Annotated in this window: 8 protein-coding genes; 2 read left to right on the top strand and 6 right to left on the bottom strand. The window is 54.3% G+C overall.

Translation table 11 applies throughout. From position 1 onward, the window contains the following. Window positions 1-38 precede the first annotated feature (38 nt). Both malQ and malP read right to left on the bottom strand, forming a co-directional pair. Window positions 39-2,120 carry a 4-alpha-glucanotransferase gene (gene malQ / locus VH187_RS20740; RefSeq protein ID WP_329703327.1) on the bottom strand — a complete coding sequence of 694 codons (2,082 nt, stop codon included), beginning with the start codon at window positions 2,118-2,120 and terminating at the stop codon, window positions 39-41. 9 nt (window positions 2,121-2,129) lie between these two features. Beyond that, on the bottom strand, window positions 2,130-4,520 hold the full coding sequence (malP, locus tag VH187_RS20735; RefSeq protein WP_329703326.1) for a maltodextrin phosphorylase: 2,391 nt from the start codon (window positions 4,518-4,520) through the stop codon (window positions 2,130-2,132). A gap of 568 nt (window positions 4,521-5,088) precedes the next feature. Between malP and malT the strand changes: the two genes are divergently transcribed. Further along, on the top strand, window positions 5,089-7,794 hold the full coding sequence (gene malT / locus VH187_RS20730; RefSeq protein ID WP_329703325.1) for an HTH-type transcriptional regulator MalT: 2,706 nt from the start codon (window positions 5,089-5,091) through the stop codon (window positions 7,792-7,794). An 82-nt stretch (window positions 7,795-7,876) separates the two neighbouring features. Here malT and VH187_RS20725 read toward each other — a convergent pair whose 3' ends face one another. The 3 genes from VH187_RS20725 to glpE are packed head-to-tail and all read right to left on the bottom strand — an operon-like array spanning window position 7,877 to window position 9,855. Further along, window positions 7,877-8,635, bottom strand: coding sequence for a DeoR/GlpR family transcriptional regulator (locus VH187_RS20725; RefSeq protein ID WP_329703324.1), 759 nt, complete (start codon window positions 8,633-8,635; stop codon window positions 7,877-7,879). A gap of 18 nt (window positions 8,636-8,653) precedes the next feature. Next, window positions 8,654-9,484, bottom strand: coding sequence for a rhomboid family intramembrane serine protease GlpG (gene glpG / locus VH187_RS20720; protein WP_329703323.1), 831 nt, complete (start codon window positions 9,482-9,484; stop codon window positions 8,654-8,656). Between the two features lie 44 nt (window positions 9,485-9,528). Beyond that, the gene (gene glpE, locus VH187_RS20715) at window positions 9,529-9,855 is read right to left on the bottom strand and encodes a thiosulfate sulfurtransferase GlpE (RefSeq protein ID WP_329703322.1); all 327 of its coding nucleotides are present in this window, start codon (window positions 9,853-9,855) and stop codon (window positions 9,529-9,531) included. A gap of 192 nt (window positions 9,856-10,047) precedes the next feature. Here glpE and glpD point away from each other — a divergent pair, with 192 nt between their 5' ends. Further along, entirely contained in the window at window positions 10,048-11,556 is a 1,509-nt protein-coding gene (gene glpD / locus VH187_RS20710; protein ID WP_329703321.1) for a glycerol-3-phosphate dehydrogenase, read from the top strand. A gap of 97 nt (window positions 11,557-11,653) precedes the next feature. On the opposite strand, the gene glgP is transcribed toward glpD, so the two are convergent. Further along, window positions 11,654-14,101, bottom strand: coding sequence for a glycogen phosphorylase (glgP, locus tag VH187_RS20705; protein WP_329703320.1), 2,448 nt, complete (start codon window positions 14,099-14,101; stop codon window positions 11,654-11,656). Window positions 14,102-14,103: the final 2 nt, after the last annotated feature.

Raw genomic sequence — 14,103 nt, 5'->3', positions numbered from 1 at the left:
AACCCCAATATCAGCACCTTTGTAGGCCCGCACTAATCTTATTTCCCCGCCGCTTTCCGACGCTTATCCAAATCTTTAATCAGTTTATTTACCGTGTCATCGGCAAACATCGCTTCTATGGTCGTGGAAAGTTTGCGACGCCAGTTTTTGTACTGATAGCTGGTGCCCGGAATGTTTACCGGTGCAGCCATCTCCAGCCAGTCTTCCGGTTGTAATCCCAATAATGCGCTGTTGCTGTCGGCGATATAACGCTGCATTCCACGGTTAAGCGTGCGGGTCATGCTCATCAGCGAGGCTTTATGCCCGGCCCGTTTTGGCAGGCAGCCGTATTTATGCAACGCTTCCAGCAGTCCCTGTTTCGCCAGCTCACGGTCCTGATACAGCCCACGCAGGATCACTTCGTCCGGGTACAGGCCCAGGGTTTTCCCGAGCGTTAAATCACCGCTTTCCCAGTAACCGCGTAATGTTGGCAGGTCATGCGTGGTTGCCACCGCCATTGACTGCTCCGGATACGCTTTTGGCGCGCGGAATGTCTTCTCGTGGTCGCTTTCGAAATAGAGCACTTTGTAGGAATACACGCCACTTTTACGCAGCTTGCCGACGATTTCGACCGGCACCGTACCGAGATCTTCACCGATCACCATGCACTGGTGACGCTTACTTTCCAGCGCCAGAATCGATAACAGGTCGTCGACCGGATAATGCACGTATGCGCCGTGATCCGCCGTTTCACCGTATGGGATCCACCAAAGGCGCAGCACAGACATCACATGATCGATGCGCAGCGCGCCGCAGTTTTGCATGTTGGCACGCAGCAAATCGATAAACGGTTCATAGGCACGCGCGGCGATGATATGCGGATCCATCGGCGGCAGGCCCCAGTTTTGCCCCAACGGGCCGAGAATATCCGGCGGCGCGCCAACGGAGGCTTTGAGGCAGTACAGCTCGCGGTCGCACCAGGTTTCCGACCCACCTTCTGCCACGCCAACTGCCAAATCACGGTACAGACCAATCGGCATCTCGTGGCGCTGACACTCGTTCCAGCAGGCAGCGAATTGGGTGTAAGCCAGCCATTGCAGCCAGAGGAAGAAATCCACTTCATCGGCATGTGTCTCGCAGAAAGCTTTCACTTCCGGGCTATCGATATTTTGATACGCTTCAGGCCAGGCCGGCCAGCCCCAGCGCATTTCATCCTCTTTCACTTGATAGGCATGCAGCGCGTCAAACGCCGCCTGCCAGTACAAGCTTTCGCCTTCGTTCAACGCGAACTGGCGGAACGCGGCCATCTGGTCGTCATCCCGAACGGCAAACTTTTTCCACGCCATGCGCAGCGCGCTGATTTTCAGCGCGGTCACGGTGGCGTAATCGACCCATTCTGCGTCACGCACGGATTTCAGCGTCTGTTGCGTGGTTGGCAGTTTCCACCACGCCTGCGCTTCTTTGTTGTCGCGGAAATCGTCGAGGGCGGTGACGTCGATATAAATCACATTCAGCCAACGTCGTGACGACGGGCTGTATGGGCTGGCGCTTTCCGGGTTCGCCGGGTAGAGCGCATGAATCGGGTTGAGGCCAATGAACGACCCGCCGCGACGGGCGATTTCCGGCAGCATGACTTTTAAATCACCGAAATCACCGATGCCCCAGTTATTTTCGGAACGCAGCGTGTAGAGCTGCACGCAACTGCCCCACAGCTTTTTGCCCTGTTTCAGCGCCTGCGGTTCATAGCAACGCTCCGGGGCGACAATCACCCGGCAGTGCCAGCGATGGTCGCTTTGGGTCAGCGTCAGCGTGTGATATCCCTCCGGCAGACGCTGCGGTAAATTGAGCGCTTTGCCTGCGCTCGCGTTGCCCTGGTGCTGAACGCCCTCTTCGGTGGTCAGCATCCAGTGATACTCGCCGCTGCCTTCTACCGGCAGCGACATTTTCTTGCCGTGGGTGAAGACCAGCACGTTGGGAACCGGCGTCACTGCCACTTTCGTGGCGGTGGCACCATGATGCATTGCGTCGAGCAAACGTCTTTTGGTGTCTGCACCAATTGACTGCGGTTTGCCGTGGGCATTGATGTAACTTGGGCTAATGCCCGCCGCCTGCGCGGCATTGTCCAGACGTTTGCTCTCCATAGCGCTCCCTTAGCGTTTTGCCTGCCAGATACGGCTCTGATAATCGCGGATAGAACGATCCGAGCTGAACATGCCGCAGCGTGCGGAGTTGAGAATTGCCGCACGCGTCCAGGCTTCCTGGTCGCGATACAACACATCCACCTGCTTCTGCGCTTCAACGTAAGCCGTAAAGTCTGCCATTACCAGATACGGGTCACCGCCCTGTTTGCCCATGCTGTGAAGCATCTGGTCAAACGCGTGTTTGTCGCCGCCGCTGTATTTGCCGCTTTCCAGCTCTTTGAGCACTGCATCCAGCACTTTGTCTTTCTTGCGCCATTTCAGCGGATCGTAGCCTTTGGCTTTCAGCGCTTTCACTTGTTCAACGGTATGACCGAAGATAAAGATGTTCTCTTCGCCCACCTGCTCGGCGATTTCCACGTTCGCGCCGTCAAGTGTGCCGACGGTCAGCGCGCCGTTCAGCGCCAGCTTCATGTTGCCAGTACCAGAAGCCTCTTTGCCCGCAGTGGAAATTTGTTCTGACACGTCAGCCGCTGGGATCAGCAGCTCCGCCGCAGAAACACAGTAATCCGGCAGGAACACCACTTTCAGCTTGTCGCCGACTTTCGGGTCGTTGTTGACCACTTCCGCCACTTTGTTGATGGCAAAAATGATGTTCTTCGCAAGGTAATAACCGGGTGCGGCTTTCGCGCCAAACAGGAACACACGCGGCACACGGTCGGCCTGCGGGTTTTCACGAATTTCTTTGTACAGCGCCAGGATATTCAACAGGTTCAGGTGCTGACGTTTGTACTCATGCAGACGTTTGATTTGAATATCAAAAATCGCCGCCGGATTGATTTCAATCCCGGTGCGGTGCTTCACAAATTCGGCCAGACGTTGCTTGTTGGCGAGTTTAATGTCGCGCCAGGTTTTGCGGAATTTCGCGTCGTCAGCGTATTTTTCCAGCTTGATCAGTTGGTCGAGATCGTTGGCCCACTCTTTCTTCAATGTTTTGTCGAACAACGCTGCCAGCGCCGGGTTGCACTGTTTGATCCAGCGACGTGGCGTGATGCCGTTGGTGACGTTGTGGAATTTGTTCGGCCACAGTTGGTGATATTCCGGGAACAGATCTTTCACCACCAAATCGGAGTGCAGCGCCGCAACGCCGTTGACCGCAAAGCCGCTCACCACGCACATGTTCGCCATGCGCACTTGCTTATCATGAACGACAGCCAGTTTGGCCCACACGGCTCCGTCGCCCGGCCAGGTTTTATCGACCAGCGTTTTGAAGCGCTTGTTGATTTCGTTGATGATTTGCATGTGGCGCGGCAGCAGGGCTTTGACCAGTTTTTCATCCCAGCACTCGAGCGCTTCCGGCATCAGAGTGTGGTTGGTGTAAGCGAAGGTTTTGCTAGTGATGGCCCACGCGTCGTCCCAGCTCAGTTGATGCTCGTCGATAAGCACGCGCAGCAGTTCCGGAATGGCGATGGTCGGGTGAGTATCGTTGAGCTGAATCACTTCAAACTTCGGCAGTTCTGCCAGCTTGCGGCCTTCCAGATGATGACGACGCAGAATGTCTGCGACCGAACAGGCGCACTGGAAATATTGCTGCATCAGGCGCAGTTTTTTGCCCGCCAAATGGTTGTCGTTCGGGTACAGCACTTTGGTCAGTTTTTCGGCGTCGATACCCTGCTGTTCTGCGCGCAGGAAATCACCGTCGTTGAATTTGGTCAGGTTAAACGGGTGCGCATGAGTGGCCTGCCACAAACGCAGTGGTTGCGCGACGCCGTTGCGGTAGCCGAGCACTGGCAAATCCCAGGCCTGACCCACAATCGTAAATGCAGGCTGCCAGTCACCTTTCACCACTTTGCCGCCGATGCCCACTTGCACATCAAGCGCGGTATTGTGGCGGAACCACGGGTAGCTGTTGCGATGCCAGTCGTCTGGCGCTTCCATCTGCTGCCCGTCAGCAAAAGATTGACGGAACAGACCGTACTGATAGTTCAGACCGTAACCCGTCGCTGACTGACCGACGGTCGCCATCGAATCAAGGAAACAAGCCGCCAGACGCCCCAGGCCACCGTTGCCAAGCGCCGGGTCCGTTTCTTCTTCCAGCAGATCCGTCAGCGTGATGTTATGCCCTTTCAGCACCTCGCTAACATCCTGATACCAGCCGAGGTTCAGCAGGTTATTACCCGTCAGGCGGCCAATCAGGAATTCCATGGAGATGTAGTTAACGTGACGCTGGTTTTTTTCCGGCTTCGCTGCCGGCTGGGCGGCCAGCAATTCAGCCAGTGCGCCACTCACCGCTTGCCACCATTGATGCGGAGTCATTTCGTTTGCGGCCTGTAGGCCATATCGCTGCCACTGACGGGTCAGTGCAGCCTGAAACTGTGCTTTATCGAAGGTCGGCTGTGACATAAGGATCCAATCCTGTTAACTAAAACGTTGGCGCTAGTGTGCCTGGCTACCTGTTTACCGTCCTCATCCCGGCAGGGATTAGCCGGGGAGGAGTAGCAGGGATGAGCGAAAAGTGTGATCGTCGACACTATAACGTTAGCCGTTACCGGCCGTTATGCTCAATTTATACCCGTCCTGTTACCGAAAATGAAAACACGTTTTGTAAAATACAGGGAATCGAAGAAATGATTACTTACGTGTAATAATAATTCCGCACGTCACTTCATTCGAAATGCTTATTTCCCGATAACTTTCCGCCTGAATTTAATCGACATGAGAATGACCGCATTATGGAAATGAGCATAAAGGCACATTTTAACAAATTAGAAAAACCAGTATTCACGCGCACTGGCACCGGTTTCAGTCACGCCGTTTACACTTCATTGAGATTTGTGACAGAGTGCAAATTCATAAGCATTAAAGTCCGACATAACTTGCAATAATTAAGCATATGTCCGAATTTAATAGACATTAATTACGAAGCGCGAAAAAAAACAAACTCTTACTCTCACAGTGAAGTGATATACCTATGTTGATTCCGTCTAAATTAAGTCGTCCCGTCCGTCTTGAACACACCGTGGTTCGCGACAGACTGCTGGCGAAACTTTCCGGCGCGAACAATTACCGTCTTGCGTTGGTGACAAGCCCAGCCGGTTACGGAAAAACCACTCTCATTTCACAGTGGGCAGCAGGGAAAAGCGATCTGGGATGGTTCTCTCTGGATGACGGAGATAACCAGCAGGAACGTTTTGCCAGCTATCTGATCGCCGCGGTCCAACAGGCTACCGGCGGTCATTGCTCGGCCAGCGAAACCATGGTGCAGAAACGGCAATATGCCAGCCTCACCTCGTTGTTCGCCCAGCTGTTTATTGAACTCAACGCCTGGCAGCGCCCGCTGCTGTTGGTGATTGATGATTATCACCTGATAACCAACCCGGTTATCCACGACGCGATGCGTTTTTTCCTGCGCCATCAGCCGGAAAATATGACCCTCGTGGTGCTGTCACGTAATTTGCCACAGCTCGGCATCGCTAATCTGCGCGTGCGCGATCAATTGCTGGAGATTGGCAGTCAGCAATTGGCGTTTAATCATCAGGAAGCCAAGCAGTTTTTCGACTGCCGTCTGACGTCGCCGATTGAAGCCACCGAAAGCAGCCGCATGTGTGATGACGTCGCCGGTTGGGCTACTGCGCTTCAATTGATCGCGCTGTCGGCGCGGCAAAATACCAGTGCGGCCCATCATTCCGCGCGTCGTTTGGCCGGGATCAACGCCAGTCATCTCTCCGATTATCTGGTGGATGAGGTGCTGAATAATGTCGATCCCGCGACCCGCAATTTCCTGCTGAAAAGTTCGCTGCTGCGCTCGATGAATGATGCGCTGATCGTGCGGGTAACCGGCGAAGAAAATGGCCAGATGCGGCTGGAAGAGATAGAACGCCAGGGCTTGTTCCTGCAACGCATGGATAACACTGGCGAATGGTTCAGCTTTCACCCATTGTTCGGCAGTTTCCTGCGCCAACGCTGCCAGTGGGAACTTGCCGCCGAACTGCCTGATATTCACCGTTCAGCGGCAGAAAGCTGGATGGCACAGGGCTTCCCAAGCGAAGCGATTCATCATGCTTTGTCTGCGGGCGATGCCTATATGCTGCGCGATATTTTGCTCAACCATGCGTGGGGATTATTCCATCACAGTGAGCTGGCGTTGCTGGAAGAGTCGCTGGCCGCCCTGCCGTGGGACAGCCTGCTGGAGAACCCGCGCTTAGTGCTTTTACAGGCGTGGCTGATGCAGAGCCAGCATCGTTACAGTGAAGTGAATACCCTGCTCGCCCGTGTCGAACAAGAGGCAAGCGGCGAAATGGACGCCACGCTGCACGGCGATTTCAACGCGCTGCGTGCGCAAGTCGCCATTAATGACGGCGACCCCGATGAAGCGGAACGCCTGGCGATGGTAGCACTTGATGAACTGCCGCTCGCCAGCTTCTACAGCCGCATTGTGGCGACCTCTGTTCACGGCGAAGTGCTGCACTGCCAGGGTAAACTCAGCAAATCGCTGGCAGTGATGCAACAAACGGAACAGATGGCGCGCCGTCATGAAGTGTGGCACTACGCATTGTGGAGCCTGATCCAGCAGAGCGAAATTCTGTTTGCGCAGGGCTTTTTGCAGGCGGCCTGGGAAACTCAGGAAAAAGCGTTCCAGTTGATCCGCGAACAGCATCTGGAACAACTGCCGATGCACGAGTTCCTGTTGCGCATTCGCGCGCAGCTAATGTGGGCCTGGGCGCGCCTGGATGAAGCCGAAACGAGCGCCCGTCATGGTATGGAAGTGCTTGCTACTTATCAGCCACAGCAGCAGTTGCAGTGCCTGGCGCTGCTGGTGCAAAGCTCTTTGGCGCGCGGTGATTTAGATAACGCGCGTAATCACCTGAACCGTCTGGAAAACCTGCTCGGCAATGGGCAATATCACAGCGACTGGGTATCGAACGCCGATAAAGTGCGGGTGATTTACTGGCAGATGATTGGCGATAAAAAATCCGCAGCGGCCTGGTTACGTCAGACGCCAAAACCGGAATTTGCCAATAACCACTTCCTGCAAAGTCAATGGCGCAACATTGCCCGCGCGCAAATTCTGCTCGGTGAATTTGATTCAGCAGAAATGGTGCTGGAAGAACTTAATGAGAACGCGCGCACGCTGCGTCTGATGAGCGATCTTAACCGTAACCTGCTGTTGCTTAATCAGCTTTACTGGCAAGCGAATCAGAAAAACGACGCCCAGCGCGTGTTGATGGAAGCGCTGACGCTTTCCAATCGCACCGGGTTTATCAGCCATTTCGTGATTGAAGGCGAAGCGATGGCGCAGCAGTTGCGTCAGCTTCTGCAACTGAATACGTTGCCTGAGCTTGAACAGCATCGCGCCCAACGTATCTTGCGTGAGATAAATCAGCATCATCGGCATAAGTTCGCGCATTTTGACGAGAATTTCGTTGAACGTCTGCTTAATCACCCGGAAGTGCCAGAGTTGATCCGTACCAGTCCGCTGACGCAACGCGAATGGCAGGTGTTGGGGCTGATTTATTCCGGCTACAGCAACGATCAGATCGCAGGTGAGCTGGACGTGGCGGCGACCACCATCAAAACGCATATTCGTAATTTGTATCAGAAACTCGGGGTGGCGCATCGTCAGGACGCGGTACAACACGCCCAGCAGTTGCTGAAAATGATGGGATATGGGGTTTAATGCATTGCCCGGCGGCGCTTGCGCTTGCACGGGCCTACGGATTTTGGAGGTCGGGTAAGCGAAGCGCCACCCGACACATTCATCAGCACAATTCTAACTGAATATTGTTCTCGGCGATCACCTGCATCACACCCGCTGGCGGCATCACGTCGGTGTAAACCGCATCGACAAGGCTGATACTGCCCATGTTCACCATCGCGTTACGCCCAAACTTTGAGTGATCGACTACCAACATCACATGGCGTGAGTTCTCGATAATCGCCCGCTTGGTACGTACTTCGTGGTAATCGAATTCCAGCAAGGAACCGTCGCTGTCGATGCCGCTGATCCCGAGAATGCCGTAATCCAGACGGAACTGGGAGATGAAATCGAGCGTCGCTTCGCCAATGATCCCGCCGTCACGGCTGCGTAATTCACCGCCCGCCAGAATCACCCGGAAATCCTCTTTCGCCATTAATGTGTTAGCGACGTTGAGGTTATTGGTCACGATTCGCAGATTAGAGTGATCCAGCAACGCATGTGCCACCGCTTCTGGCGTAGTACCGATATCAATAAACAGCGCCGCGCCGTTGGGAATTTGGCTCGCTACTTTACGTGCGATACGCTCTTTTTCGGCCGCCTGATTCGCCCGGCGATCCTGCCATGAGGTATTTACCGCACTGGACGGCAACGCCGCGCCGCCGTGGTGGCGCAGGATCATCTTCTGCTCCGCCAGGTCGTTGAGATCGCGACGAATGGTTTGCGGGCTGACGGCAAACTGTTCTACCAACTCTTCCGTGCTGACATATCCCTGTTTTTTTACCAGCTCAATAATTGCATCATGACGTTGTGTTTGTTTCATGCCAGATCCCAGGAATTATTATGTTCGTTTTCGCACATTCTGCGTATCCGCAAACGCCATCGCCAGGCCAACCGCCAGACCTGTCACGTGAGCGCCGTTGGCAATCGACATGCCGAAAAGATCCAGCCAGCCGACCACCAGCCACAGCAGCGAGAAGATAATCAGCCCGCGCTGGAGTGAAATGCCGCTTTCCGGGTCACGCTCGCCGCGCAGCCACGCATAGCCCATCAATGCGTACACGACGCCAGATAAACCGCCGAACCACGGGCCGCTAAATTTGTGCTGGATAAAGCCGCTTAGCAGCGCACTGATAACCGTGATCACCAGCAGTTTGCCGCTGCCGATGCGCTTTTCAATCATTCCGCCAAGATACCACCACCATAACAGGTTGAAGAGGATATGCATCAGCGAGAAGTGCATGAACGCGTGAGTGAAATAGCGCCAGAGTTCAAACTGTTGAGACGAGTCGTACGGCCATGCCAGCGCGATCATCACCGCCTGTTCGCCAATCACATTCATCACAATAAACACTAAAATGCAGGCGCACAAAATGAGCCAGGTCAATGGTCCGGCATTGCTTTTCAGGGTGGCGAGAAAAGGATAGCGCTGGTAGTGCAACCCGCTGTTGGTATGCCCCGATTCCCAGCTTGCGGCGAGATAACGCGGGTCAGCCGGGTTTTCAAGAAAGCGAGCCAGTTCGTTCTGAACGCGCACCGCCTGGCTTTCGTCGGCGAGCCAAACATCCGTTTGGGTATGTTGCTGAATGGTCAGGGTAACGCCCTGCGTTGCCATATAGTCAACAAACGCCTGGGCAACGCGCGGGTTAGTAAAAGAGGTAATCATCAACATACAAAGCGTCGCTTATTCCACACAAAAGAGGACAGTATACCTGCTCAGCTACCCTGTGCCACTTCGGCAGGGAAATGGCGGTGCCAGGCGTCAAATCCGCCGTCGACGCTGTAAACCTGATCAAAGCCCTGTTGCAGCAGATATTGCGCCGCGCCCTTGCTGCTGTTGCCGTGATAGCACATCACCATTACCGACGTTTCGAAATCGTTATCCTGCATAAACGTAACCAGCGTGTCGTTGGTCAGATGGAACGCACCCGGCGTGTGACCCATCGCATAGCTTTGCGGATCGCGAATATCGACCATCACCGCCAGTCCCTGATGCAGCTTCTGGTGTGCTTCTTCTACGTTGATACATTCAAATTGATCCATGAGGCTCTCTTTCATTCATTCCGGGAGGACAAAGTTTACCGCCAAGTGTACGTCGTGACGGCAGGGAAACGCTAATTTGTTACATGCATCACTCTGAAATGTTTTTTTGATGTTACCAAGTGCGCGTTTGTTTGCTATATTGAGCGATAACGAACATTTATGAACTTTAACGAAAGTGCACGAGGGCGCAGCATGGAAACCAAAGATCTGATTGTGATAGGCGGTGGCATCAACGGTGCCGGTATCGCGGCAGACGCCGCAGGGCGCGGTTTATCCGTGCTGATGCTGGAAGCTCAGGATTTGGCTTGCGCCACTTCCAGCGCCAGTTCAAAACTGATCCACGGCGGGCTGCGCTACCTGGAGCACTACGAATTCCGCCTGGTGAGCGAAGCGCTCGCCGAACGCGAAGTGCTGCTGAAAATGGCACCGCATATCGCCTTCCCGATGCGCTTTCGTTTACCGCATCGCCCGCATTTACGCCCAGCGTGGATGATTCGTGTCGGCCTGTTTATGTACGACCATCTGGGTAAACGCACCAGTTTGCCGGGTTCAGCCGGATTGCGTTTTGGCGCAGAGTCAGTGCTGAAACCGGAAATCGTGCGCGGTTTCGAATATTCCGACTGTTGGGTGGATGATGCGCGTCTGGTCCTTGCCAACGCACAGATGGTGGTGAAGAAAGGCGGTGAAGTGCTGACCCGCACCCGCGCCACCTCTGCGCGTCGTGAAAATGGTCTGTGGATTGTTGAAGCGGAAGATATCGATACCGGCGAGAAATTCAGCTGGCAGGCGCGCGGTCTGGTGAACGCCACCGGCCCGTGGGTGAAACAGTTCTTTGACGACGGCATGCATCTGCCGTCGCCGTACGGCATTCGCCTGATCAAAGGCAGCCACATCGTGGTGCCACGCGTGCATACGCAAAAACAGGCGTACATCCTGCAAAACGAAGATAAACGTATCGTGTTTGTGATCCCGTGGATGGACGAGTTCTCTATCATCGGCACCACCGATGTGGAATACAAAGGCGACCCGAAAAACGTTGAGATCGAAGAGAGCGAAATCAGCTATCTGTTGAAAGTGCACAACGCGCACTTTAAGAAACAGCTTGGTCGTGATGATATCGTCTGGACCTACTCCGGCGTGCGTCCGCTTTGTGACGATGAGTCCGATTCCCCGCAGGCGATTACGCGCGATTACACGCTTGATATTCATGATGTCGACGGTCAAGCCCCGCTGCTTTCAGTGTTTGGCGGCAAGCTCACCACTTATCGTAAGCTGGCTGAACACGCGCTGGAAAAACTGACGCCTTACTACAAGAGCATCAGCCCGGCGTGGACCAAAGGTTCTGTGCTGCCCGGCGGAGAAATTGGCAGTGACCGCGACGATTACGCCGCAAAACTGCGCCGCCGCTATCCGTTTATCAGCGAAGGCATGGCGCGTCATTTCGCGCGCACTTACGGCAGCAACAGCGAACTGTTCCTCAATGACGCAAAAGAGATTACCGATTTAGGCGAACATTTCGGACATGAGTTTTACGAAGCTGAATTGCGTTATTTAGTCGAACACGAATGGGTGCGTCGTCTGGACGATGCTATCTGGCGTCGTACTAAGCAAGGAATGTGGCTCAATGCCGAAGAACAATCCCGCGTCGCACAATGGCTGGTACACCACGCGGGAAAGCGTGAATTGTCTTTAGCGTCGTAGCGGGAATTTGCCCGGTGGCGGCTTCGCCTTACCGGGCCTATAAAACCATCATAACAAAAGCCCGGTACGCGTCAGCGCCACCGGGTTTTTTACGTCCTTACAACCGAACCGGGTCGATGTGCCAGATGGTTTTCGCATACTCCTGAATCGTTCTGTCCGATGAGAAATAGCCCATGTTGGCGATGTTACGCATCGCTTTAGTGGTCCACTCTTCCGGATTGCGGTACAACTCATCCACGCTGTCCTGACAATCCACGTAGCTGCGGTAATCTGCCAGCACCTGATAGTGGTCGCCAAAGTTGATCAGCGAATCCACCAGGTCACGGTAACGCCCTGGCTCTTCCGGGCTAAACAATCCGGTCGCGATTTGCGACAACACCTGATGCAATTCTTCATCTTTATCGTAGTAATCCCGCGGTTTGTAGCCTTTGGCGCGCAGCGCTTCGACCTCTTCGGCGGTGTTACCAAAGATAAAGATGTTCTCCGCGCCGACATGCTCCAGCATTTCAACGTTCGCACCGTCAAGCGTACCGATGGTCAGCGCGCCGTTCAGGGCAAACTTCATGTTACTGGTGCCTGATGCTTCAGTACCTGCCAGTGAAATCTGTTCGGAAAGATCCGCCGCCGGAATGATCACCTGCGCCAGACTCACGCTGTAGTTGGGGATGAACACGATTTTCAGTTTGTCGCCAATCTGCGGATCGTTGTTGATCACCTTTGCCACATCGTTGATGAGATGAATAATGTGTTTCGCCATGTAGTAAGCCGATGCGGCTTTCCCTGCGAAAATATTCACACGTGGCACCCATTCCGCGCTCGGGTCGGCCTTGATGCGGTTGTAGCGGGTGATCACGTGCAGCACGTTCATCAACTGACGTTTGTATTCGTGAATACGCTTAATCTGCACATCAAACAACGACTTAGGATTCACCACCACGTTGAGTTGCTGAGCAATCACTTCCGCCAGCCGCTTTTTGTTCTCGAGCTTGGCGTGATGCACTGCCTGATTCACCAGCGGGTAATCAAGATGCTGTTCCAGTTCACTGAGCTGGCTGAGATCGGTGCGCCAGGTGCGACCGATATTTTCGTCCAACACTTCGGAAAGCGGCGGATTCGCCAGCGCCAGCCAGCGACGCGGCGTCACACCGTTAGTGACGTTAGTGAAACGCATCGGGAAAATCTTCGCGAAATCAGCGAACAACGACTGCACCATCAGGTTGGAGTGCAATTCAGACACGCCGTTAACCTTGTGGCTGATCACCACCGCCAGCCATGCCATGCGGACGCGGCGACCGTCGGATTCGTCGATGATCGAAGTGCGACTCAGCAGACCGGTGTCGTTCGGGTACTGTTCCTGGAGCGTTTTCAGGAAGTAGTCGTTGATTTCGAAGATGATTTGCAGATGGCGCGGCAGAATTTTGCCGAGCATATCGACCGGCCAGGTTTCCAGCGCTTCGCTCATCAGCGTGTGGTTGGTGTAGGAGAAGACCTGACAGGTCACCTCGAACGCTTCATCCCACGTGAATTTGTGCTCGTCCATCAGCAAGCGCATCAGCTCAGGGATCGACAGCACCGGATGGGTGTCGTTGAGGTGAATAGCAATTTTGCCTGCCAGGTTGCTGTAGGTTTTATGCAGTTGATAGTGGCGGCTGAGAATATCCTGCACCGTCGACGACACCAGGAAATATTCCTGACGCAGACGAAGCTCACGCCCGGAATAGGTAGAGTCATCCGGGTACAGCACACGGGAGACGTTCTCGGAGTGATTTTTGTCTTCCACCGCCGCGAAGTAATCCCCCTGGTTGAATTTACCGAGGTTAATTTCGCTGCTGGCCTGCGCGTTCCACAGGCGTAACGTGTTGGTGGCGTCGGTGTCATAGCCCGGAATAATTTGATCGTAGGCCACCGCCAGAATCTCTTCGGTTTCTACCCAACGCGATTTCTTGCCTTCCTGCTGAATTCGACCGCCGAAGCGCACCGCGTAGCGCGTGTTGTGGCGCTTGAATTCCCACGGGTTGCCGTATTCCAGCCAATAATCTGGCGATTCTTTCTGTCGACCATCAACTATGTTCTGTTTGAACATGCCGTAGTCATAACGAATGCCATAGCCGCGCCCTGGCAGGCCAAGCGTTGCCAGCGAATCGAGGAAACAAGCCGCCAGACGACCGAGGCCGCCATTGCCGAGGCCGGGGTCGTTCTCTTCGTCAATCAGCTCTTCGAGATCCAGCCCCATTCCTTCCAATGCGTTTTGAACATCCTCATAAATACCGAGCGATAACAGCGCGTTGGAAAGGGTGCGGCCAATCAAAAACTCCATCGATAGGTAGTAAACCTGGCGTACTTCCTGCGACAGCTGAGCGCGATTGGAGCGTAGCCAGCGTTCGACCAGCCGGTCGCGCACCGCAAACAGCGTGGCGTTCAGCCATTCGTGTTTGTTGGCGATGGCCGGATCTTTGCCGATAGTAAACATCAGCTTATAGGCAATCGAGTGTTTCAGTGCCTCAACGCTGAGTGTGGGTGATGCATAGGTAAAGGGTGCATTCATAG

Source organism: Scandinavium sp., assembly GCF_036271055.1.
Lineage (GTDB): Bacteria > Pseudomonadota > Gammaproteobacteria > Enterobacterales > Enterobacteriaceae > Scandinavium.
This window is presented reverse-complemented; position numbering and strand designations above follow the sequence as displayed.

Excerpts from the sequence above, each read along its gene's own strand:
- malQ (WP_329703327.1), bottom strand. The coding sequence starts at position 2,120 with ATGGAGAGCAAACGTCTGGACAATGCCGCGCAGGCGGCGGGCATTAGC.
- malP (WP_329703326.1), bottom strand. The coding sequence starts at position 4,520 with ATGTCACAGCCGACCTTCGATAAAGCACAGTTTCAGGCTGCACTGACC.
- malT (WP_329703325.1), top strand. The coding sequence starts at position 5,089 with ATGTTGATTCCGTCTAAATTAAGTCGTCCCGTCCGTCTTGAACACACC.
- VH187_RS20725 (WP_329703324.1), bottom strand. The coding sequence starts at position 8,635 with ATGAAACAAACACAACGTCATGATGCAATTATTGAGCTGGTAAAAAAA.
- glpG (WP_329703323.1), bottom strand. The coding sequence starts at position 9,484 with ATGTTGATGATTACCTCTTTTACTAACCCGCGCGTTGCCCAGGCGTTT.
- glpE (WP_329703322.1), bottom strand. The coding sequence starts at position 9,855 with ATGGATCAATTTGAATGTATCAACGTAGAAGAAGCACACCAGAAGCTG.
- glpD (WP_329703321.1), top strand. The coding sequence starts at position 10,048 with ATGGAAACCAAAGATCTGATTGTGATAGGCGGTGGCATCAACGGTGCC.
- glgP (WP_329703320.1), bottom strand. The coding sequence starts at position 14,101 with ATGAATGCACCCTTTACCTATGCATCACCCACACTCAGCGTTGAGGCA.